The organism is Streptococcus sp. ELY_90, assembly GCF_058314475.1.
On record NZ_JBZFUJ010000001.1, the window covers coordinates 85,229 to 107,731 of the forward strand.

The window sequence follows — 22,503 nt, forward strand, 5'->3', positions numbered from 1 at the left end:
GAATGTAAGTAAAAGGAGAGAGATGAAAAAATTAATATATACTTCTTATGATGGGGATAATATTCATTTGATAGAACTTTTTACGAGTTTTATTCTAAAAATGGGACATATTCCTATAAATCCAACAAATATATTAGGCTACTATCTGTCAACGTTCTATTACAATAATAATAAGTTTGAATGTGTAAAGGACTGTGTTTCGTTAGAGTTAATTTGTGATGAATTCTGGATATTTTCAAATACTGATATTTCTAGCCTTCCGGAAGGAGTAATATTTGAATTCTTAGAATGGAATGCTAACAAAGGAATGAAATTAAAAATAATTCCTATAGATGTAGTAAAACGATTTATGCAGGATAATAGAATCATATCTATAGAAGATTTTGAATATACATGCGAGGAAGTATACCAACAGTTAAATAACGAAAAAAGTAAAGAGTTAAAACAATCAGTTTTTTCAAGAAACCAGTTAAGAGAGGTACTGGTTCTAGATTTAGATGATAGATATTATAAATATGCTGATTGGGTAAAGCTAAAGGCGTTTAAGGAGGGGGTTGTTCCCCTTATCACTTGTGTAGCCTTACCTTTATATAAATTGCTTGAATGTCAAGTATTGGAAAATAGGCAATATTTTTATGATATAATAGAATCCAAGATTACTAAATATAAAAGGATTGTTGAATTTAATGGTGAAACTAATGCCCGCTCTATTGATAATTTTTGGACTCTAAAGGACTGTAATGTTCCTAAATATGTTGATAAGGATTGGGCTATGACAAAGATGGAAAGTAATGAAAATAATAGAAATTAGAGATATTGATAACTACTCTTTAGCTAAGTCACTAGATTGTCTTGAGAGGATGGGAAAATTATTTCCAATTATCAGAACAGGTTTAAATTCATGTAGAATGTTTGTCAATGATAAGAAGTGTAACTGTTTACTAGAAGTTATTCAAATAGATAATACAATTAGAATGACAATTTTGCTTGGACAAGTTAGTGTAGTGAATATTGAATGGCTTATTGAAAAAGTAAGAGATGTATTTGAATTGGATAATCCAATTTATAATGAACTTTATTCAAATGCATATGGTGATGTTAATTCTAAGGAATTGATAAAATTATTAAATGGGCTTCATCTTATAAAAGATATAAACTTTATGAATTGTGTACTTCGTACTATTATCAGTCAGCAAGTTAGTTTAAAAGCAGCATCACGTATGGTTAAAACGTTTGTTGAGAAATATGGCGATAGAATATATTTTGATGGAGTTTATTATTATCAATTTCCGAATCTTGAATTTATTGCTAACAATTTAACTATTTCTCAATTTAGAGAAATTGGTATCCCTGCAAGTAGAGCAAGTGCTATTATAGATATTTCTAATAAAATATTAGTATTAAATAAATCCTTAGAAGACTATTCTTTTAGCGATTTGGAAGAAATATTAATTTCGGTTAAGGGAATTGGGAAATGGACAGTTGAAATGTTGGGCTTATTTTATTTTATGTTACCAGATATTGTTCCTGTGGCAGACTTAGGATTGCATAGAGCGGTAGAATATTTATATAGGTTACCAGCTAGAAGTGTATCAAAAAGTAATATAAAAAACTTTACTAATATGTGGTGTGGAAATAAATCATTATTAGTGTATTATATATGGGAATTTTGGATGCTGAGCAAAGAGGAGCCCAATTATGATTGAATCGAAAGATGGTAAATTTAAAATTACTGTTTCTATTATTATATTGAGAGGGAACGAGCTACTTTTACAATTAAGAGATGGTACTGGATATTTAGATGGCTTTTATGATTTAGGAGTTAGTGGTCATGTTAATAGTAATGAGGGGTTTAGAGGGGCTGCTGTGAGAGAAGCTTCGGAGGAGTTAGGGTTAGAAATTTCACCAGAAAAGTTAGATTATGTTACACTTATTCAAAATATTAAAGATAACTATATTTATGTCTATTTTCTTTATAATATTTCTGAAAATGAGGAGATTGATATAAAGAATAATGAACCAAACCAAATAAAAGATCTGCTATGGGTGAAGTTAAGTTGTCTACCAGAGAATTCGCTTCCTCATAACATAATTGCTTTAAAAAACTATGACAGTAATATTCTATATGATGTAATTTATGGTTGAGGAGATTAAGAGTAATCAAGGGATTAATCAAATTTATGATATAGTGTTCTGCTTAGTACTTATATGTATTAGAGTAGGGGACAAATGTCAATTTTTTATCAGAATAAATTTTATAAGTTTAAAGACCGAGAGCAATTCTTGGTCTTTTTTATTTGAGTGCTTTTAGCTTTCTAGTTTAATTAAATTAAACAGTTATGAAAGATTTGATAATAGGGTAATAAAGTAATAACAATAGGTTTAACAGCACTTCCACATTAATGGAGAAGTAACTTGGCTTTGTTTTGTAAACGCAAACATTTATAATGAAACATATCAAAGAAAGGGGAATGATGTGTGAATTACAGACAGATAAGTATTTTACGAGATTTACTCTTAGTCGATGATTTTATCGCTGGCAAAACATTGGCTGATAAATACTCCGTCTCGACAAAGACCATCTATTCAGACCTGTCTTTCTTAAATCAAGAGATAGAAGAACTGTCTGATAAAATCGAAAAAATTCCTCGGCGCGGCATACGTTTAGCCGTTAATGCCAATGAAAAAAAGCGGTTGGCAGACTTGTTGAATCATTTTCAGGCTGAGGAAATTAAAGATATTTCCAGAGAGTATCTGCTGCTGAAATCTCTTTTCTTTGATCAAAAGGAGATTGACATTATTGATTGGTCTGTTCAGTATTTTGTCAGTGAAACATCCGTCAGAAGGGATATTGATAAATTAGAAAATAAATTTACAGATTACAAGATTCACATGGAGCGCCATAACGGCAAATACAGCATTGTCGGTCAGGAGCAGGAGATAAGAAAGTTTCTCAGAAATTACTTAATAACAGAATTTCATCTGGGACTGCATACGGTGACACATAACAGCCAGTTTGCCTACTTTTTTTCAAAAGAAGAAACAGAACGTGTTATTTCCATTCTAAATCACTATGCCTCGACTTATCATTTTATTCTGAGTGAGCAGTACAGCATTTATTTGATTGTTGATTTGCTGGTCGCAAAGATGCGCTATTTAAATGGCAGCATGATTGTCTCAAATGATATGGTTCATTTTATTGAAGATCTTTCTTACTACGAAGTTTATACTTTTGCAGGGGATTTGTTCAGAGAATTTGTCAGGCTCAAAGATGAGCCCATACCGCTCTTGGAGATTATCAATTTATCTTATACCTTACTGTCCGTTGGTTATGAAACCAATGATTTGATTGTCGGCGATCAGATTAATAATATTATCAATAATCTGATTGAACGTGTCAGCCAACTGCTCAGTATTGATTTGAGCGGTGACCGGCATTTGTTTAAGATGCTGATCAGTCACGTACAGCCGATGATCTTTCGTCTGAAAAATAAAATCATGGTCAACAGTGATATCACAGAAGAAATCAAAAAGAAGTACAGCGTTCTCTACAATATTGTTTGGCTGTCCTGCCGGGAATTGTCAGACGCCTTCTCGATTGATATGACAGACGGGGAAATGGCTTTTTTGACGGTGCATTTTGAAATAGCTATTGAAAAGCTGGCTAAACCGCTGATGATATATGTTGTCTGTCCTCAGGGCTTAGCAACAACTGAGCTGATTATGACATCTTTGTCGCATGTTATTTCTAATTTTGACCATCTGGTGAAAATTGATGCCAGCGAATTAACGCCGGATAAGATAGAGCAGGCAGATATGATTATCAGTTCCATTTCTCTGTCAGATATAGGTGTGGATGAGTCCAAAGTCATTTTTATCAGTCCGGTTTTGACTGATGCTGATCTGGAAAATCTGCAAAATCAGTACTTACAGCTCCAGCAGGGAAACAGGCGTGTTTTGTCTGTCATTGAAAATAAGGAAGCTTATACAAAATCGCTGGTGCACAAGCTGATTGGAAAGAGTGTCTTTTTAAAAGTTGACCAAAAAACCGTCAATGGCTGCATCGACTTTCTGGTTGAACACTCAAGCGTTCAGAATCGTCAAAATCCATTATACCGTAAGTCGATATTGATCCGTGAAGACTTAGGGAGCACCAGTGTTTATACCGGAATAGCACTTCCGCATGCCCTGCCGGTTGCTGTGAGCGAATCGCAGTTAGTAATCATGACGCTGAAAAAGCCCATTCGCTGGGGAAGTAACATGGTTAAAGTGATTATGCTGATTTCGATGTCTCAGGAAGATGAATTTTTTTACAAGGATGCCTTGATAAGCATTTATTCTAAAATTGACAGTTCGGCATATATTGATAAGCTGTGGTGCGCACCGACAGTCCTTGATTTCATAGAATTATTGTAAAAGAGCAGCTAAAAATAATGGAGGAGGTCATAATGGCTGAAAAAATGAAACTTGAAGATTATATAAGACCAGAGCTTATTTTTGTAAATGAAAATTTTAAATCAAGCAATGACATGTTTGAAACAATCTATAAAAAAGCTTCTGATTTAAATTATGTTCATGACACTTTTCTTGACAAAATCATCGAACGGGAAAAGAATTTTCCGACAGGACTGCAGCTCGAAAAGATGGGGGCAGCCATTCCTCATACGGATGCCGAATGCATCAAAGAAGAATTTGTCGCGATTGTGACCACTCAGCCGATTTCTTTTGTGAGTATGGAAGATTTTAATCAATCGGTAGCAGCTGAGATTGCCTTTGTTTTAGGCTTGAAAGAGCCGCATGCCCAGCTTGAGATGCTTCAGTCGCTGATGGGGTTACTGCAGAATTCAGAATTATTGGCGCAGATAAGAAATGCGCCTTCTGCAGACGACATTATAACTATTGTAAAAACAAATAACATTTAAAGGAGACGCATTATGTCACAAATTAAAGTATTGGTAGCCTGCGGAGCAGGCATAGCAACATCTACCGTCGTTATGAAAAAGATTGAAGATTTGTTTGCCCGCAATCATATTGATGCACAAATTACACAGATTAAAATCGCAGAAGCTGCCTCTAAGCAGGATTCAAATGACTTGTTGATTACGACAACCATGCTGCCGACAGAATATAAGATACCTGCCATCAAAGCTATGGCTTTCTTAACAGGAATCGGTCAGGATAAGGTTGAAGCTCAGATTTTGGAAGAAGTGGCTAAAATACAGGCTGATAAATAATGCAGCAGCTAATGATCATTAAAAGGAGACGGTTATGGATACATTAACAACTGTTGTTCAGGGAATTTTGAATATGGGATCAAGCGTAGTGCTCCCGATAATCATTTTTACTTTGGCAGTTATCTTTCGAGTTCCGGTGCGCAAGGCTCTTACATCAGGTTTGACCGTAGGAATTGGGATGCTGGGAATCAGTCTGGTGCTGGGACTTTTGTCCGATAATGTCGGCCCTGCAGCGCAGGCCATGGTTGAGAGGTTTGGTTTGGAGCTGACTGTTGTGGATGCCGGCTGGCCGGCAGTTTCGGCAGCAACCTGGGCTCAGCCGATTGCTGCAGTCATGATACCAGTCATCTTGATTGTTAACCTGATTATGCTGGCCTTCAATTGGACAAAAACACTCAATATTGATATTTGGAATTATTGGCACATGAGTGCTGCCGCAGCAACCGGTTATATCGTAACGAAAAGCTTCTTCTGGGGCATTGTCTGCGGGATTGGCTATACGGTTATTGTTCAAATCATTGCCGATAAAACAGCTCCTTATGTTCAAGAATACTATGGACTTGAAGGGGTTTCGATATCAACGGGTTCTGCTCAAGGCTATGCTATTCTTGGTATTCCAATTGCTTGGGCTGTCAGCAAAATTCCCGGTATCGGCAAACTTGATGTTGAGCCTGAAACCATTCAAAAACGCTTCGGTATCTTTGGTGAACCAATGATCATGGGGATTATTATCGGTGGAGCGCTTGCTATCTTAGGTGGTTATAACATTACGAAGATTCTTCAAACAGCTATGGCTATGGGTGCCGTTATGTTTATCCTGCCGCGGATGGTTAAGATCCTCATGGAAGGACTTATCCCAATTCAAGAAGCTGCTCAGTCAATGCTGCAAAAACGTTATGCTGACCGTGAAATCTTCTTAGGGATGGATGCAGCCCTTGCAACAGGTTCTCCGGCAGCGCTGTCAACAGGTCTGTTGATGGTTCCGATTACCCTGCTTATTGCTGTTTTGCTGCCGGGCAACCGCGTCCTGCCCTTTGCCGATTTAGCAACCATTCCATTCTTCGCTGCTTTGGTCGTACCGACTCGAAAAGGAAACATTCTGCATTCAGTGATTGCTTTGACGGTTGTTATTACCTTTGCTCTGTGGATGGCAACTGACTTTGCCCCTGTAATGACTAAGATGGCAGAAGGGGTTGTCAAATTCCCTAAAGGAGCATCACAAATTTCTAATTTTGATACGGGCGGCAATCTCCTTAACTGGATTTTCTTAAAACTCTCAGAATTAGTGAAATCAGTATTCTAAGATAAAATCATGATTAGTATGGAGGAAAATTAAATGGATATTCCTAAAAAAATGAAAGCTGTTGTCAAGTCAGCCCCTGGTTTTGATAATATGGCTCTGCAAGAAATTGATGTCCCAGAGGTCAAAGGGGACCGTGTATTGATGAAAGTAGCCTACACAGGTATCTGCGGCACAGACATTCATACCTATAAGGGCGAATATAAAAATGCAGTAACCCCCTTGGTGCTGGGGCATGAATTTTCCGGACAGGTTGTGGCTGTTGGCGAAGATGTTACAAAGGTAAAAGTGGGGGACCGCGTTACCAGTGAAACAACTTTTGATACCTGCGGCGAGTGTGTTTACTGCAAAGAAAAACAATACAACCTATGTGAAAAACGCTCCGGAATCGGAACAAAAGCTTTTGGCAGCATGGCAAATTATGTCCTGACCAGAGAAGAAAGTGTGCATATTCTTCCGGATAATGTCAGCTATAAATTGGCTGCTATGTCAGAACCGTTGGCATCCTGTGTACATGCTATGTATCAGCTGACACCGCTTGATTTCCACGATACCATTCTTATTATTGGTCCTGGGCCTATGGGACTCTTGTCCTTGCAGATTGCCAAGGAAATCGGAGCCTTTACCATTGTTTCGGGTGTTACTAAGGATGCAGACCGGCTGAAAATTGCTAAAGAATTAGGTGCAGATATTGTTGTCAACACACAAGAAGAAGATCTGGCACAGATTGTAGCAGATGTTACCAATGGCGTGGGAGTGGATAAAGTCTATGACTGCTCAGGTGCTATTCCTGCTGTCAATGCGGCTCTTCCTCTGATTCGCAAAGGCGGCGTGCTGCAGCAAGTAGGACTTTTCGCAAAAGATCTGAATGAACTTGATGAAAGAACCATCATCCAGCATGAAATCACTTATCAAGGCTCACGTTCACAAAATCCATACGACTGGCCGATTGCTATTCATTTGGAAAGCAAGGGCGCTATCAATGAAGATAAAATGGTGACTGCTGTTTTTGACTTGGAACATTGGCGTGATGCCTTTGAAGCTATGATGGCCGGTAAAGAGCTGAAAGTTCTCATTGCTTCTAATCCCGGAGAATTAGATTAAGGTAAAAAAAGAGTCTGGAAATAGAGTTACAGTTGGCTGATCTCATTTTTGAGCTATCCTTGGATTGTGAAGATGAGACACCTCCTTCCTCTTAAATGACTGGCTCCCAGACTCTTTTTCTGCAAATGTATATGTTCAAAAAATCACAAGGAGAAATTAAGGATGACGAATTTTGAATCAGATGACTATTTGAAAAAAGTAGATGCGTGGTGGCGCGCAGCTAATTATCTGTCAGCAGCTCAGATGTATTTGAAGGATAACTCTCTTTTAAAAAGGGAACTTGTTCAAAATGACCTTAAAGTCCATCCTATCGGACACTGGGGTACTGTTCCGGGACAAAATTTTATCTATGCGCATTTGAATCGGACAATTAATAAGTATGATTTGGATATGTTTTATATTGAAGGCCCCGGGCACGGCGGCCAGGTAATGGTGTCTAATTCCTATTTAGACGGCAGCTACACTGAATTAAATCCGGAAATTACCCAAACGGAAGAAGGTTTCACTAAACTTTGTAAAATCTTCTCTTTCCCGGGAGGCATTGCTTCACATGCAGCGCCCGAAACACCGGGTTCTATTCATGAAGGCGGTGAATTGGGCTATGCTATGTCTCATGCAGCTGGTGCGGTACTGGATAATCCGGATGTCATCGCTGCGACAGTTATCGGAGATGGCGAAGCTGAAACAGGTCCTTTAATGGCCGGCTGGCTGTCCAACACCTTTATCAACCCTGTTAATGACGGTGCTGTTCTGCCGATTCTCTACCTCAACGGCGGAAAAATCCACAACCCGACCATTCTTTCCCGCCGTACAGATGAAGAGCTGCAGCAATTCTTCCAAGGCTTGGGCTGGGATCCGATTTTTGTTGAAGTTAAAGAACCTACTCTAGAATCTCATCAGGTTATGGCGGCAAAACTTGATGAAGCGATTGAAAAGATTAAAGCTATTCAAACTCAAGCCCGCAAAAATCCGGCGGAAGAGGCAGCTATGCCGGCATGGCCGGTGCTTGTTGCTCGTATTCCTAAGGGCTGGACAGGTCCTAAAGAATGGGAAGGAACACCTATCGAAGGGGGCTTCCGTGCGCACCAAGTTCCTATTCCGGTTGATGCCCACCACATGGAACATGTTGATGCTCTTTTGAAATGGCTGAAATCTTACCGGCCTGAAGAATTGTTTGATGAAGCAGGACAGTTGATTCCTGAGATTGCTGCTATTTCACCAAAAGGTGACCGGCGGATGTCAACCAACCCAATCACCAATGCAGGTGTTCTTAAGCCAATGAATACGGCTGACTGGAAAAAATTCGCCATTGACACCGCAAAACCCGGTGCTGTAGTTGCGCAGGACATGATCGAATTTGGGAAATATGCCGCTGATTTGGTTGAAGCAAATCCTGATAATTTCCGTATTTTCGGTCCGGATGAATCAAAATCCAATCGGCTGAATGAAGTCTTCAAAAAGACCAATCGACAATGGCTGGCTCGCCGGGATGAAAACTATGATGAATGGCTCAGCCCAGCTGGCCGTGTGATTGATTCACAGCTGTCAGAACATCAGGCAGAAGGTTTCTTTGAAGGCTACGTTTTAACAGGACGCCATGGTTTCTTTGCCTCCTACGAATCCTTCCTGCGCGTGGTCGATACGATGATTACTCAGCATTTCAAATGGCTGCGTAAATCCAAAACACATACGACCTGGCGTAAAAATTATCCATCCTTGAATTTAATTTCAACGTCAACGGTCTTCCAGCAGGATCATAATGGCTATACCCACCAAGATCCGGGTATTCTGACTCATTTATCAGAAAAAACGCCGGAATTTATCCGTGAATATCTGCCGGCAGATACCAACTCCTTGCTGGCTGTCATGGATAAGGCACTGAAATCAGAAGATAAAATTAACTTAATCGTAACTTCTAAGCACCCTCGTCCACAGTTCTATTCTGCCCAAGAGGCTGAGGAGCTGGTTGAAAAAGGCTACAAGGTGATTGACTGGGCTTCTACCGATAAGGGTCAGGAACCGGATGTGGTCTTTGCGGCTGCAGGAACAGAACCAAACTTAGAAGCTTTGGCAGCTATCAGCATTTTGCATAAAGAATTTCCGGATCTGAAAATTCGTTTTGTCAATATTGTTGATATCTTGAAGCTGCGCCACCCTAGCGTAGATGCAAGAGGCTTGAGCGATGAGGAATTTGATGCTGTCTTTACAGCAGATAAGCCTGTTATCTTTGCCTTCCATGCCTATGAAGGAATGATCAGAGACATCTTCTTCACTCGCCGCAACCATAATCTTCATGTCCATGGTTATCGTGAAAATGGGGATATCACCACGCCGTTTGATATGCGGGTCTTATCTGAGTTAGATCGATTCCACTTAGCTCAGGATGCTGCTGTAGCTTGCTTGGGAGATGAGGCAGCTGCCTTCGCTCAAGCGATGGACGACAAAGTTTCCTATCACAGACAGTATATCCGGGAGCATGGTGATGACATTCCGGAAGTGAATCAGTGGCAGTGGGAAAAGTTGGACTGATTGCTGCCGTGTGCTAAAAAGCTGATACGAATTGCTAAACTCCGCATTCTTAAAGGATTGCGGAGTTTTTTCTATATAGCCCATCATATTGGAGCTTGATTGCAGATGTTTGCAGCTGTAATCAGGCTTTTTTATTGCTTAACCATTTGTAGCGCAAAGCAGCATGTGGCTGTGCAGAATTCACAAAAAGGATCTTTACTGACGTCATAAAATCTTTCAGCCCAATTTTGAACACTCGCATGTGTGATTATTGGTCTTGTTGTTAGCGTTTTCAGCAATTATAATAAAGCTATAAAACGTAACAAACTTTTTTAGAAAAGAGGAAAAACAATGAACATTCTTTTAGATGTCCTTAACTGGTTCTCGCAGAATATTTTGCAAAAACCGGCCTTCTTCGTTGGTTTGCTGGTGCTTATCGGCTACCTGCTTTTGAAGAAGCCTTTACATGATGTTTTTGCAGGATTTGTCAAAGCGACAGTTGGTTATATGATTCTGGATGTGGCCGCTGCTGGTCTGGTAACCACTTTCCGCCCGATTTTGGCAGCTCTTAATTACAAGTTTAATATCGGTGCGGCGGTTATTGACCCTTACTTTGGACTGACAGCAGCCAATGAAAAAATTGCTCAGGAATTTCCTCAATTTGTCGGTACGGCAACATCAGCCCTCTTGATTGGGTTTTTCTTTAACATTCTTCTTGTTGCTCTTCGTAAGGTAACCAAGATTCGCACTCTGTTCATCACAGGACACATCATGGTACAGCAGGCTGCAACCGTTACCTTGATGGTTATTCTCTTGATTCCGGCTTTCCGCAATCAATTTTGGGGAACCTTAGCGGTGGGTATTATCTGCGGTCTCTACTGGGCGGTCAGCTCTAATATGACAGTTGAACCAACTCAGCGTTTGACCGGCGGAGGCGGTTTTGCTATCGGGCACCAACAGCAATTTGCTATTTGGTTCGCTGATAAATTTGCGCCAAAACTCGGTAAAAAAGAAGAAAATCTGGATAACCTCAAACTCCCGGCTTTTCTCAACATTTTCCACGATACAGTCGTTGCCTCAGCAACCTTGATGCTGGTTTTCTTCGGTGCTATTCTGGCGGTCTTAGGTCCGGAAATTATGGCCAATCCTAAGGTCATCACAACAGGAACCCTGTTTGATCCGACGAAACAGTCTTACTTCATGTATGTTATCCAAACAGCCTTCACCTTCTCTGTTTATCTCTTCATTTTGATGCAGGGTGTGCGCATGTTCGTTGGTGAGCTGACCAATGCCTTTCAAGGGATTTCTAATAAATTGCTGCCCGGTTCATTTCCAGCGGTTGACGTGGCAGCATCCTATGGCTTTGGTTCGCCAAGTGCAGTGCTCTTTGGTTTTGCAACTGGTCTCATCGGACAGCTGATTACCATTGTTCTGCTCATTGTCTTTAAAAATCCAGTCTTGATTATTACAGGATTCGTTCCGGTCTTCTTTGATAATGCGGCTATTGCGGTTTATGCGGATAAGCGCGGCGGCTGGAAAGCAGCTGTGATTCTATCCTTTATATCAGGTGTGCTCCAAGTTGTTCTGGGTGCAGTAGCAGTTGCTCTGCTTGGTCTTGCTAACTTTGGCGGCTACCATGGCAATATCGACTTTGAAATTCCATGGGTACCGTTTGCATATCTCTTCAAGTATGCCGGTTCTATCGGTTACGCGCTTGTGGCTCTCTTCCTGCTGGCTATTCCGCAAATTCAGTTTGCCAGAGCAAAAGACAAGGACGCTTACTATCGCGGAGATGTTCAAGGACAATAGCATCTTAATCACAATTAAACAGAAATATTATCATAAGCAAACATTTTAGAGGAGGAATTATCATGGTTAAAGTTCTTACAGCATGCGGCAATGGCATGGGATCATCTATGGTTATCAAGATGAAAGTTGAAAATGCTCTTCGGCAGTTAGGCGTGACGGATATCGAGTCAGCTTCCTGCTCAGTCGGCGAAGCTAAAGGATTGGCTGCAAATTATGACATCGTTGTGGCTTCCAATCATTTGATCCATGAATTGGACGGACGGACAAACGGTCATCTGGTAGGTCTTGACAACTTAATGGACGATAATGAAATTAAAACAAAATTACAAGCCATTTTGTAATGATCTAAGGTAAGAGGGTGTTTTCAACGTTTGGAAACACCTTCCACTTTAGAAAAGGACAAAGAATTTTGGTAAGAGAGGTTTTTTGATGAACTTAACAAAATCATTTAAAGAAAATAACTCCATTCGACTGGGGCTGTCAGCGAAAACGTGGGAAGAAGCCGTAAAATTATCTGTTCAGCCTTTGATTGACAGCGGTGCAGTCACAGAAAAATACTATGACAATATTATTGCTTCTACAGAGGAGCATGGTCCTTACTATGTGCTCATGCCGGGAATGGCGATGCCCCATGCAATGGCTGGTGAAGGGGTCAATCGTGACGCCTTTTCACTCATTACTTTGACAGAACCGGTGACATTTTCAGACGGGAAAGAAGTGTCGGTGCTGCTGTGTCTGGCTGCTACTAGTCCCGCTATTCATACATCTGTAGCTATTCCGCAGATTATTGCCCTTTTTGAACTGGAAAATTCAATCCAGCGTCTGCTGGACTGCAAAACACCGGAAGATGTGCTGGCTATGGTTAATGAATCCAAAAGCAGTCCTTATCTTGAAGGCTTGGATTTAGATTCTTAAAACAGCCTCTTTGTATCTTTAATGAAAGGAAGATAAATATGACCAAACAATTACCAAATTTACAAGTTGCGCTTGACCATTCTGACCTGCAGGGGGCTGTTACAGCAGCTGTTTCGGTAGGACAGGAAGTGGACGTTATTGAAGCAGGGACTGTCTGTCTGCTCCAGGTCGGCAGCGAACTGGTAGAAGTGCTTCGCAGCCTTTTTCCTGACAAGATCATTGTTGCTGATACTAAATGTGCCGATGCCGGCGGAACGGTGGCAAAAAACAATGCTGTTCGCGGAGCTGACTGGATGACTTGTATCTGCTGTGCAACCATTCCAACCATGGAAGCAGCCCGCAAAGCTATCGAAGAAGTTCGCGGTGATCGCGGTGAAATTCAGGTTGAACTCTATGGTGACTGGACTTATGAGCAAGCGCAGCAATGGCTGGACGCCGGTATTTCACAAGCGATTTATCACCAGTCACGTGACGCTCTTCTTGCCGGTGAAACGTGGGGAGAAAAGGACCTTAATAAGGTGAAAAAACTGATTGATATGGGCTTTCGTGTATCTGTTACAGGCGGCCTCAGCGTCGATACTTTAAAACTCTTTGAAGGGGTTGATGTCTTTACCTTTATCGCCGGCCGCGGCATCACAGAAGCACCGGATCCGGCCGCGGCTGCACGTGCTTTCAAGGATGAAATTAAACGAATCTGGGGGTAGACTATGACGCGTCCGATTGGTATTTATGAAAAAGCAACACCCAAACATTTTACATGGCTGGAGCGGCTTAATTTTGCTAAGGAGCTAGGTTTTGATTTTGTAGAATTGTCCATTGATGAAAGTGATGAACGTTTAGCGCGACTGGAATGGTCGAAAGAAGAACGTTTAGACCTAGTGAAAGCCATTTTTGAAACAGGTGTGCGTGTGCCAACCATCACCTTCAGCGGCCACCGCCGCTTTCCGATGGGGTCCAATGATCCTGAAAAAGAAGCGCGTGCCATGGACATGATGAAGAAGTGCATCATCTTTGCTCAGGACATCGGCATTCGCAATATCCAGCTGGCAGGCTATGACGTCTATTACGAAGAAAAGTCGCCTCAAACGCGGGCACGCTTTATTAAAAATCTGCGTCAGGCCTGCACTTGGGCGGAAGAAGCTCAGGTCATCCTTTCCATTGAAATCATGGACGACCCCTTCATCAATTCGATTGAGAAATATTTAGCCATTGAAAAAGAAATTGACTCTCCTTACCTTTTTGTCTATCCCGATACCGGAAATGTTTCTGCCTGGGGCAATGACCTCTGGAGTGAATTTTATATCGGACACAAATCGATTGCAGCCCTTCACTTGAAAGATACTTATGCAGTCACAGAAACCTCAAAGGGTCAGTTCCGTGATGTGCCGTTTGGGCAAGGCTGTGTTGATTGGGAAACCATGTTTGAGGTATTAAAGAAAACAAACTACAACGGCCCGTTTTTGATCGAAATGTGGTCAGAAAACTGTGAAACAGTTGAAGAAACATGGGCAGCTATCAAGGAAGCACAGGATTTCCTTTATCCACTGATTGAGAAAGCGGGGTTATAATAAATGTTAGTACCAGAATTAAGAAAACGTGTCTATGATGCCAATATGGAGCTACCAGTTCATGGTTTGGTAAAATTTACCTGGGGCAATGTCTCGGCCATTGACCGCGAGCAAGGCTATATTGCTATCAAACCATCAGGTGTTGCTTACGACAAGCTCTCTCCTGAAAACATGGTCGTGACTGACCTTGACGGAAATATCGTTGAAGGCAATCTCAACCCATCGTCTGACCTGCCGACCCATGTTGAGCTTTATAAAGCCTGGCCTGAAATCGGTGGCATTGTCCATACGCACTCAACCGAAGGAGTAGCCTGGGCTCAGGCCGGCCGTGATATTCCTTGTTACGGAACGACCCATGCAGATACTTTTTACGGTCCGATTCCCTGTGCCAGAGCGCTGACAGCCGAGGAAATTAACGGAGAATATGAAAAAGAAACCGGCAAGGTTATCATTGAAGAATTTGCCAAACGCAGCTTAGAGCCCTTAGCTGTTTCAGGTGTCACAGTGCGCAACCACGGTCCTTTTGCCTGGGGCAAGGATGAAAAATCAGCTGTTTACAACGCTGTTGTCCTGGAAGAAACTGCTCGCATGGCGCGTTATACCGAAGCAGTCAACCCTGAAGTGGAAGAAGTGCCGCAGGCTTTAAAAGATAAGCACTATCTGCGCAAACACGGTAAAAACGCCTATTATGGGCAAAAGGGCATGGAGCATTAGCAGATACAAACTGCTCCGCTGAGCTGCTCCAATGTCAGATCAAAACGCTAATACTGGGAGTAGGCGCCGCCTTTTTAATGCCAGTCTACCCTTTTGTTCTTTCCAAATCAAAATGATATAATGGTAGAAACATTATAGCAGCGAGGGAAAGACAATGTTTGGTAAGGTGACCATTAATGATATTGCTAAGTTGGTGGGAGTTTCAAAGGCGACAGTATCCTACTACCTTAACGGAAATTATAAAAAAATGTCACCTGCAACAAAGGAAAAAATTAAGCAGGCCATAGAAGTAACAGGCTATCAGCCAAGTAAAGTTGCTCAGAGCTTGGTTACACGAGATACTAAAACTATCGGGGTTGTTATCGCTGATATTACTAACCCGTTTATTTCCCTTGTCATGAAAGGAATCAACGATACCTGCAAATTACATGGCTATGCTGCGACTTTTACAAATTCAGATAATGATTTAAATTTAGAACTGGATAATCTGCGAAGATTGGACCAAGAAAAGGTGTCCGGTGTTATTTTAGACTCGGTTGATGCCAATAATCCCATAATAAAAACATTAGACAATCAAAAAATGGTAATGGTTGACCGGCAGTCTAAGCATCTGACACTGGATACAATCGTTTCAGATAATACTTATTCGACCAGTAAATTTTTAAAAAAAATGCTGGATGCCGGTTACGAAGATATCTATTTTGTAACCTTCCCCATCAAGGGCATTTCTACACGGGAGGCACGTTATCAAGGATTTACTGATACGGTAAGCAGCGATCCATCCAAGTTAATTATACTGGGAGAAGACGAAGCTGAAGCAAAAATTTTTTCCATCATTGAAAAGGCACAGAAGAGAACAGCTTTCTTCATGATGAATGGTCCGACCCTTTTGGAATTTATGAAAATGCTGAACAAAACAGACTACCGTTATCCTGATGATTTTGGATTAGGTTCCTATGAGGATCTTGACTGGATGGAAGTTTTAAACCCGAATATGTCTTGTATTCGTCAGGATTCTTATGGAATCGGCTGTGTTGCAGCAGAGTGTCTGATTGACAAGATTAAGCATGATGATCAAGTTTATGAACCTCAGCTGATTGAGGTTCGTAATAATATTGTACTTCGCAAATCTTTTTAACTGTTTAATGCTGGTTTAAAACAAGGGAAAAGACAGATAATAATTTCTGCCTTTTCTCTTTTAATAATTTTAATCAAGAAACCGCTTGCAAAATATTTTTTGTGTGGTATACTCATAGTAATAAAAAGTTAAACGTTTAACCAAGAACGTTATTATTTTTGGCAGCTTAGTTAAACGTTTAACCAAGGTTTTTGGAAGGAGCCTAAATGAAAGTCAAAAAAATATTATCGGAGTCTTTGCAATCCAGTTATTCTGTCGCCAGACTTCAGTATCGAGATGAGGATTATCTGCTTGTTGCTTCGGAAGTTGAAGATGCTTGCTTTGCTTATAATCTCAATCAATCCTTTGAAAGAACGGTCATCTGGGATGAAATCGGAGGGACGATGAGTATCATCCAAATTCCGGGGACACTTGATTTTCTGGCAACTCAAAAGTTTTACCCCGGATTTAATGCGGGATCGTGTCAAATTGTCAGAGGAAGTTTTTCAAAAGGACAGTGGACAATATCAAAAGTAACAGATTTTCCCTACTTACATCGCTTTGATCTTATTGAACAATCTGATGGCAGTCTTCTATTTATTGGCTGCACTATTGCTAATTCTAAGAGGTTTGTGGAAGATTGGTCTGATAAGGGAAAAATCATTGTTGGACAATTCGATAAACGAAGTAATCGTTTGACTGAGTTGCGAACTCTCCCTCTCAGGCTTTGTAAAAATCACGGCTACTGCAGCGTCAAAGAAGAAGGTTACTCCTTAGTAACAGGTGTCGAAGGAATTTTGAAATTAACCTATCCAGAATATTCGGATACGAATGACTGGCGCTTAGATTTACTCTTTGGCGAAGAAACCAGTGACATTGTCCAGATTGATTTGGATGGTGATGACGACAAAGAAAATGTTATTATTCAAGCTTTTCATGGTGATAAATTGCGAGTTCTGAATAAAGACTTTACGGCAGAAATTTTTCATCATCCTCAAAAGACTCCCTTTGGGCATTCTATCTGGTCAGGTTACTTAGACGGGCAGCCGGTATTTGTGTTTGGCTGGCGATCCGGTCAAGCTGATTTGATGCTTTATCGAAAGATTGACGGTAAGATTCAGGCTGAAATAATTGATTCGGGTTCTTCTTCGAGTAACTGCTTAGCTTTTGAAAAAGATGGTAAAAACTTTATCTTTTCTGCCAACAACGGCCGCCATGAAGTGGCTTTATATCAGGTATCTCTTTGAGGATTTTACACTGATTCTGCAATAGGAGGATAGGAAATGCTGTATTCAAATATAGAAAGCTTTAATCGAGCAGATTATCTGGTGATTCGTAAAGTTTTAAAGCTGCTTCAGGAAAGGGATTTTCTCCAAGTCAAAGACGGGCGTATTCGAGTAGATGAGGATACCTATCTGCAAGTTCTATCTTATCAAACACAGGATATATCAGATCTTCCCTTTGAAAGACACCATGATAGGTTAGATGTTCATTATATCGCAAAAGGCAGTGAGTATATTTATTTGTCATCCTTAACTGATGCAGCCCCTGTAAGTCCCTATAATAGTGAGCGGGATATTGAATTTTTAGAAGAGCCTGAGCATATCAATAAAGTGAAATTAAAGAAAGGAGATTTTTTAATCATCGGTATGGATGAACCTCATAAAACAAACGGATGGGTGGATGGTACACCCGAATTCGTTAAGAAAGTGGTCGTAAAAGTCAAACGCGGTTCTTGAATCTCTGGACTGTAAAGCGGCCTTAGTCTCTAAAAAAGGGAGCCAAACACGAGCTGCGGACTGTGTCAAAAAGGGCTTCCTCCTAGAGTCTCCTCTTGAATCTGTATTGAATACCCTATCCGCCAGTGCCCTATGCGACAAGAAGTTTGGTTAGTCAATTTTACTAACCACACGGAGTTGGTGGGAGAGGTTGCCAAATCACTATGGTGATTGACCTTTGTTATCAAGTGAGAAGCACTTAGATAACAAGCCTCTACCGTATCTTAATAAAGGAGATGAACCATGATTCAAACATTAATAGGAATTTTATTATTGCTAGTCTTTTTAGGATTAGTCGTTTACGCCGTCAAAGGCGGTAACCTGATGATTGGTATGCTGATTATGGCTATCTTGTGGACCGTCATTCCTTTAGTTGGGAATATATTAGTCAAGGATCCTCAGTTTATCGCTCAGAACAAAGATGTTGTCACAATGTCTTTTAAAGATGTTTTAACCAATGTCTTTCAAGCAGGGCCGGAAGGCTGGGGACCGGTCTTAGTTAATTTCTGTTTTGGTGCTTGGTTTGGCCGTGTGATGCTGCAAACCGGCATTGCTTCATCTATTATCAAAAAGACGGTTGAGCTGGGCGGTGATAAGCCTGCCATAACAGCAACATTACTCTTAATTGTGACAACAGCCATTTTTACCAGTATGTTCGGTGCGGGTGCGGTTGTTGCCATCGGTGTTATTGTACTGCCGATTATGCTGACCTTAGGTGTTCCTAAAACCTTTTCTTTGGTTGCTTTTATGCTTTCTATCGGAGGAGGACTGTATATCAACCCTCTGATTTTCAACCAATATCAAGCTTTCTACCTAGGTCCTAAGGGAGAACAAACTTATTTCTACAATGCAACTTACCTGCATTGGGGCTTCGTCGCTTTGGCCGTTCAGCTGGCAATCGCTATTTTGATTATTGTCATTTTTGCTAATCGAAAGAAACGTATTCATGCTTGGGCTGCTAAAACACCTGCCAAAGAGCAAGAAGGAAAGGTGCCGACTCTGGCGCTGCTAACACCGTTTATTCCGGTTGTACTGGCAATTGGCTTTCAAGTTCCGGTTATTCTCGGGTTCTTAATTGCCAGCTTCTATGCTTTAGCTATTTGCGGCTATCTCAAAAATTTCAAAGCGACTGGTGATATCTTTAATAAAACCTTCTATGACGGAGTTATTGATACGGCTCCTTTGGTTGGTTTTATGCTGATTATTCCCATGTTTAATAAAGCCTCAGAGCTGGCCGTTCCCTACTTTAATGCCTTGTTAGGAGGAGTGATTCCTCATTCCACCTTTATCATTTGTCTGGCTTTTGCTGTTTTGGCACCTTTAGGTTTGTTCCGAGGTCCGTTTACCTTGGCTGGTGCAGGAGCTGCGACCTTAGGAATACTGAAAAGTGTTGGTTTTAGTACAAACCTTCTCTTTCCTTTGATGTATACTCCAACGATTACAATGAATATTTCATCTTGTATTACCCAATCCTGGATTATTTGGGGTATCAATTATACCAAAGTAACAACCAAGGATTTTTTGAAAATTAGCATCCCCAGCGGTTGGGTTATCAGTGCTGTCTTAGCCACGGTTACCTACTTCATGTTTGGTTAAGGAGGTAAGATATGTCAGGTAGAAAAGTAAGGATGGGCATTGATGTGGGCGGTACTCATACCAAAGCTGTAGCTATCGATAACGATACTCATGAGATTATTGGAAAGTCATCTGTAAAAACCACTCATGATGACGAATTTGGTGTAGCAACGGGTGTCGTTACATCCTTTGTTAACTGTATGAAAGAAAATAACATTTCTCCAGAAGATGTTGTGTTTGTAGCCCACAGTACTACCCAAGCGACTAATGCTTTGCTGGAAGGAGATGTCGCTAAGGTTGGTGTACTGGGAACTGCCGGCGGTTTCTTTGAATCATTTCTGGCTAAGCGTCAAACTCATCTGGACGACATTGATTTAGGAACAGGACGCTTCATTAGGATTGTTAATGAGTTCCTATCAGGAAGAGAATTCACCCAGGAAAATGTCAATAAAAAACTGGATAGTTTAGAGGCACAAGGCGCTCAGGTTATCATAGCTTCCTCTGCCTTCGGGGTTGACGATGCCACCCCTGAACAAAATATTCTGAGTGAAGCTGAAAGCCGGGGCTTAATGGCAAGTACAGCCTCTGAAATTACCAAATTATATGGTTTGACTCGTCGGACACGAACAGCAGCTATCAATGGAAGTATCCTCCCCAAAATGTTGGACACAGCCAGTCAGACAGAAGCAAGTGTCCACAATGCCGGTGTTGAGGTTCCTTTAATGATTATGCGCGGTGACGGCGGTGTCATGGATATTGCAGAAATGAAAAAGCGCCCTGTTCTCACAATGCTGTCGGGTCCTGCAGCCAGTGTCATGGGAGCGCTGATGTATTTACGGGCTTCAAATGGGGTTTATTTTGAAGTTGGCGGAACTTCTGTTAATATCGGCGTCATAAAAAATGGCCGGCCGGCGGTTGACTACTCTATTGTTGGCGGTCATAAGACCTATATCAGCTCCTTAGATGTCCGTGTTCTCGGTGTTGCTGGCGGGAGTATGGTACGTGTGTCCAAGGACGGTGTAGTAGATGTCGGACCTCGCAGTGCCCATATTGCTGGTTTGGATTATGCTGTTTTCTCTGAAACAGAGCAGTTAAAAGATTGTGAATTGGATTTATTTCAACCTAAAGATGGAGATCCGGAAGACTATGTTCGGCTCCGCTTAAAGGATGGTTCTTATCTGACCATTACAAATAGCTGTGCAGCTAATGTTTTAGGGTTAGTCAGTCCCGATGAGTTTTCTTACGGAAATGTTGAAGCAGCCCGCTTAGCCATGAAACCTGTTGCTGATTATATAGGGATTACTGTTGAGGAGCTGGCTGAGCAAATTTTGCATAAAGCCTATGAAAAGATTGAACCTGTCATTATGGAATTGGCGGAAAAGTACAAGCTGAGTCATGATCAAATTTCCTTGATTGGCGTCGGCGGCGGAGCAGCCTCACTGATTGGCTACTGTGCTGATAAGATGGCTATCAAGTATAAAATTCCAGAAAATGCGGAAGTTATTTCTTCTATTGGGGTAGCTCTTTCCTTGGTTCGTGATGCCGTGGAGCGGGTAGTTCCCAATCCAACACCTGAGGATATCCGATCCATTCGGCAAGAAGCTATTGACAGAGCCGTTGAAAGCGGTGCGGCAGCAGCGACAGTTGAAGTGCATGTAGAAATTGACTCACAAACCTCTAAATTAACTGCTATAGCCCTCGGTTCTACAGAAGTGAAATCAATGGATCTTTTGTCTGCTGCAACACAAGACGAATTGCTGGCCTTAGCAGCCGAAGATATGGGTGTTCCGGCAGAAAAGGTTGCTATGAGACTGAATGGTGAGTTCTTCAAGATTATTGGCCGCACAGATGGTGATGAGGCTATCCGTATTTTGGACACCAAAGGCTTTATTAAAGTCCAAAGCAGCTCGGGCACAGCAGTAGAGATTCAGGTCAAAGATTATCAGGAAGCCGTTGCGGATTTTTATGAAAAATTGGCTGTCTTTACGACAGACAGTGTCTTGCGGCCGGATTTTTATATCTGTGTCGGTCCAAGAATTATGGATTTCAACGGGAGTATGGATTTCGAACAGATTCTCCTTTTAATGTCTGTTGAAATGGACATGCTGGATCCTGAAGAAAAAGTTATCTTAGTAGCGGTTAAAACACAATTATGATGAAAATGAATATCAAGAAAATCTTATTTCCAAATTCACAGCCGCCCCCTGATCAAGAAACAGCAAGCACAGCGGCTGTTCCGGACTTTGAAACTTTTGTGGAAATGGTTATGGCGATTCCCGAAGAAAAATTTTATCAGCATGCGTTAAAAGCAGATCCTGTTTATGGGCGTATGACAGAAGAACTGAAGGCAGAATTGATTGCTGCGGCTGTAGCTTGTGGTTCTGACTATGCTGAACGTGCAAAAAAAGAAACCATGGATATTTTTGCTTTATTAGATAAGGCTGATATTGCTTATACAAATCCAGCGGCACCAAGCGGCGGCAGTTATCTTATTTTTGCTCAGTATGTAGAGCCTAATAAAATCACGGTTTTTCAAGACAGTATTAATCAGTTTTTAAAATTGGTGCGTCAGACCAAATATCGGCATGATTTTTCAGAGAAAATGCTTAAACAATTGCTGATTGCCCATGAATATTTTCACTATTTAGAGTTTCAGTATGAGGCATCAATCATTACAAAAACGAAAAAAATGGTTCTGTGGTCTTTTCTGCGGTATCGCTATGAGACAGCCTTTATCTCTTTAAGTGAAATGAGTGCTATGGCGTTTGCTAGAGCTTATCTGGAATTGCCATACTCTCCCTTTGTTTTGGACTGTCTGCTCACTTACGCTTACAACAAAGAGATGTCTTACCAAATTTATCAAAATATAAGAATGGAGTAA

At 41.1% G+C, this 22,503-nt stretch carries 21 protein-coding genes; all 21 read left to right on the forward strand.

From position 1 onward, the window contains the following. The first annotated feature begins 22 nt into the window (after positions 1-22). Complete coding sequence (locus tag AC4HAF_RS00415; RefSeq protein WP_491096223.1) at positions 23-811, forward strand: hypothetical protein; 789 nt, start codon at positions 23-25, stop codon at positions 809-811. Continuing rightward, entirely contained in the window at positions 792-1,706 is a 915-nt protein-coding gene (locus AC4HAF_RS00420) for a DNA-3-methyladenine glycosylase family protein (protein ID WP_491096224.1), read from the forward strand. Before AC4HAF_RS00415 ends, AC4HAF_RS00420 begins: the two co-directional genes overlap by 20 nt. After that, entirely contained in the window at positions 1,699-2,145 is a 447-nt protein-coding gene (locus AC4HAF_RS00425; RefSeq protein WP_491096225.1) for an NUDIX domain-containing protein, read from the forward strand. The genes AC4HAF_RS00420 and AC4HAF_RS00425 overlap by 8 nt, the downstream gene beginning before the upstream one ends. A 333-nt stretch (positions 2,146-2,478) precedes the next feature. Beyond that, the gene (locus AC4HAF_RS00430) at positions 2,479-4,416 is read left to right on the forward strand and encodes a BglG family transcription antiterminator (RefSeq protein WP_491096226.1); all 1,938 of its coding nucleotides are present in this window, start codon (positions 2,479-2,481) and stop codon (positions 4,414-4,416) included. 32 nt (positions 4,417-4,448) lie between these two features. Next, complete coding sequence (locus AC4HAF_RS00435) at positions 4,449-4,922, forward strand: PTS sugar transporter subunit IIA (protein ID WP_491096227.1); 474 nt, start codon at positions 4,449-4,451, stop codon at positions 4,920-4,922. Between the two features lie 12 nt (positions 4,923-4,934). Beyond that, a complete protein-coding gene (locus tag AC4HAF_RS00440) occupies positions 4,935-5,234 on the forward strand; it encodes a PTS sugar transporter subunit IIB (protein WP_491096228.1) in 300 nt (99 codons plus the stop codon). A gap of 34 nt (positions 5,235-5,268) precedes the next feature. Further along, positions 5,269-6,537, forward strand: coding sequence for a PTS galactitol transporter subunit IIC (locus AC4HAF_RS00445; RefSeq protein WP_491096229.1), 1,269 nt, complete (start codon positions 5,269-5,271; stop codon positions 6,535-6,537). A 33-nt stretch (positions 6,538-6,570) separates the two neighbouring features. Further along, positions 6,571-7,638 (forward strand): zinc-binding dehydrogenase, encoded by a 1,068-nt coding sequence (locus AC4HAF_RS00450; protein WP_491096230.1) that lies wholly within the window; start codon positions 6,571-6,573, stop codon positions 7,636-7,638. 162 nt (positions 7,639-7,800) lie between these two features. Then, positions 7,801-10,167 carry a phosphoketolase family protein gene (locus tag AC4HAF_RS00455; RefSeq protein ID WP_491096231.1) on the forward strand — a complete coding sequence of 789 codons (2,367 nt, stop codon included), beginning with the start codon at positions 7,801-7,803 and terminating at the stop codon, positions 10,165-10,167. Positions 10,168-10,497: 330 nt separating this feature from the next. Continuing rightward, the gene (gene ulaA / locus AC4HAF_RS00460; protein WP_491096232.1) at positions 10,498-11,955 is read left to right on the forward strand and encodes a PTS ascorbate transporter subunit IIC; all 1,458 of its coding nucleotides are present in this window, start codon (positions 10,498-10,500) and stop codon (positions 11,953-11,955) included. Between the two features lie 62 nt (positions 11,956-12,017). Next, positions 12,018-12,296, forward strand: a complete 279-nt coding sequence (locus tag AC4HAF_RS00465) for a PTS sugar transporter subunit IIB (protein WP_027975140.1) — start codon at positions 12,018-12,020, stop codon at positions 12,294-12,296. 88 nt (positions 12,297-12,384) lie between these two features. After that, positions 12,385-12,870, forward strand: coding sequence for a PTS sugar transporter subunit IIA (locus tag AC4HAF_RS00470; RefSeq protein ID WP_027975139.1), 486 nt, complete (start codon positions 12,385-12,387; stop codon positions 12,868-12,870). A 38-nt stretch (positions 12,871-12,908) separates the two neighbouring features. After that, positions 12,909-13,574 (forward strand): 3-keto-L-gulonate-6-phosphate decarboxylase UlaD, encoded by a 666-nt coding sequence (locus AC4HAF_RS00475; RefSeq protein WP_491096233.1) that lies wholly within the window; start codon positions 12,909-12,911, stop codon positions 13,572-13,574. 3 nt (positions 13,575-13,577) lie between these two features. Then, the gene (locus AC4HAF_RS00480; RefSeq protein WP_491096234.1) at positions 13,578-14,438 is read left to right on the forward strand and encodes an L-ribulose-5-phosphate 3-epimerase; all 861 of its coding nucleotides are present in this window, start codon (positions 13,578-13,580) and stop codon (positions 14,436-14,438) included. A 3-nt stretch (positions 14,439-14,441) separates the two neighbouring features. Continuing rightward, entirely contained in the window at positions 14,442-15,152 is a 711-nt protein-coding gene (locus AC4HAF_RS00485; RefSeq protein WP_491096235.1) for an L-ribulose-5-phosphate 4-epimerase, read from the forward strand. 154 nt (positions 15,153-15,306) lie between these two features. After that, positions 15,307-16,290 carry a LacI family DNA-binding transcriptional regulator gene (locus tag AC4HAF_RS00490; protein WP_491096236.1) on the forward strand — a complete coding sequence of 328 codons (984 nt, stop codon included), beginning with the start codon at positions 15,307-15,309 and terminating at the stop codon, positions 16,288-16,290. A gap of 206 nt (positions 16,291-16,496) precedes the next feature. Then, a complete protein-coding gene (locus AC4HAF_RS00495) occupies positions 16,497-17,516 on the forward strand; it encodes a hypothetical protein (protein WP_491096237.1) in 1,020 nt (339 codons plus the stop codon). A gap of 36 nt (positions 17,517-17,552) precedes the next feature. Further along, the gene (locus AC4HAF_RS00500; RefSeq protein WP_491096238.1) at positions 17,553-18,008 is read left to right on the forward strand and encodes a NanQ anomerase/TabA/YiaL family protein; all 456 of its coding nucleotides are present in this window, start codon (positions 17,553-17,555) and stop codon (positions 18,006-18,008) included. Positions 18,009-18,290: 282 nt separating this feature from the next. Continuing rightward, positions 18,291-19,643, forward strand: a complete 1,353-nt coding sequence (locus tag AC4HAF_RS00505) for a citrate transporter (RefSeq protein ID WP_491096239.1) — start codon at positions 18,291-18,293, stop codon at positions 19,641-19,643. Between the two features lie 11 nt (positions 19,644-19,654). Next, positions 19,655-21,778, forward strand: coding sequence for a hydantoinase/oxoprolinase family protein (locus AC4HAF_RS00510; protein WP_491096240.1), 2,124 nt, complete (start codon positions 19,655-19,657; stop codon positions 21,776-21,778). Then, positions 21,775-22,503, forward strand: coding sequence for a hypothetical protein (locus tag AC4HAF_RS00515; protein ID WP_491096241.1), 729 nt, complete (start codon positions 21,775-21,777; stop codon positions 22,501-22,503). The genes AC4HAF_RS00510 and AC4HAF_RS00515 overlap by 4 nt, the downstream gene beginning before the upstream one ends.

Excerpts from the sequence above, each read along its gene's own strand:
- AC4HAF_RS00505 (WP_491096239.1), top strand. The coding sequence starts at position 18,291 with ATGATTCAAACATTAATAGGAATTTTATTATTGCTAGTCTTTTTAGGA.
- AC4HAF_RS00490 (WP_491096236.1), top strand. The coding sequence starts at position 15,307 with ATGTTTGGTAAGGTGACCATTAATGATATTGCTAAGTTGGTGGGAGTT.
- AC4HAF_RS00415 (WP_491096223.1), top strand. The coding sequence starts at position 23 with ATGAAAAAATTAATATATACTTCTTATGATGGGGATAATATTCATTTG.
- AC4HAF_RS00425 (WP_491096225.1), top strand. The coding sequence starts at position 1,699 with ATGATTGAATCGAAAGATGGTAAATTTAAAATTACTGTTTCTATTATT.
- AC4HAF_RS00445 (WP_491096229.1), top strand. The coding sequence starts at position 5,269 with ATGGATACATTAACAACTGTTGTTCAGGGAATTTTGAATATGGGATCA.
- AC4HAF_RS00465 (WP_027975140.1), top strand. The coding sequence starts at position 12,018 with ATGGTTAAAGTTCTTACAGCATGCGGCAATGGCATGGGATCATCTATG.
- AC4HAF_RS00500 (WP_491096238.1), top strand. The coding sequence starts at position 17,553 with ATGCTGTATTCAAATATAGAAAGCTTTAATCGAGCAGATTATCTGGTG.
- AC4HAF_RS00485 (WP_491096235.1), top strand. The coding sequence starts at position 14,442 with ATGTTAGTACCAGAATTAAGAAAACGTGTCTATGATGCCAATATGGAG.
- AC4HAF_RS00420 (WP_491096224.1), top strand. The coding sequence starts at position 792 with ATGAAAATAATAGAAATTAGAGATATTGATAACTACTCTTTAGCTAAG.
- AC4HAF_RS00470 (WP_027975139.1), top strand. The coding sequence starts at position 12,385 with ATGAACTTAACAAAATCATTTAAAGAAAATAACTCCATTCGACTGGGG.
- AC4HAF_RS00475 (WP_491096233.1), top strand. The coding sequence starts at position 12,909 with ATGACCAAACAATTACCAAATTTACAAGTTGCGCTTGACCATTCTGAC.
- AC4HAF_RS00450 (WP_491096230.1), top strand. The coding sequence starts at position 6,571 with ATGGATATTCCTAAAAAAATGAAAGCTGTTGTCAAGTCAGCCCCTGGT.
- AC4HAF_RS00515 (WP_491096241.1), top strand. The coding sequence starts at position 21,775 with ATGATGAAAATGAATATCAAGAAAATCTTATTTCCAAATTCACAGCCG.
- AC4HAF_RS00510 (WP_491096240.1), top strand. The coding sequence starts at position 19,655 with ATGTCAGGTAGAAAAGTAAGGATGGGCATTGATGTGGGCGGTACTCAT.
- AC4HAF_RS00495 (WP_491096237.1), top strand. The coding sequence starts at position 16,497 with ATGAAAGTCAAAAAAATATTATCGGAGTCTTTGCAATCCAGTTATTCT.
- AC4HAF_RS00440 (WP_491096228.1), top strand. The coding sequence starts at position 4,935 with ATGTCACAAATTAAAGTATTGGTAGCCTGCGGAGCAGGCATAGCAACA.
- ulaA (WP_491096232.1), top strand. The coding sequence starts at position 10,498 with ATGAACATTCTTTTAGATGTCCTTAACTGGTTCTCGCAGAATATTTTG.
- AC4HAF_RS00435 (WP_491096227.1), top strand. The coding sequence starts at position 4,449 with ATGGCTGAAAAAATGAAACTTGAAGATTATATAAGACCAGAGCTTATT.
- AC4HAF_RS00455 (WP_491096231.1), top strand. The coding sequence starts at position 7,801 with ATGACGAATTTTGAATCAGATGACTATTTGAAAAAAGTAGATGCGTGG.
- AC4HAF_RS00480 (WP_491096234.1), top strand. The coding sequence starts at position 13,578 with ATGACGCGTCCGATTGGTATTTATGAAAAAGCAACACCCAAACATTTT.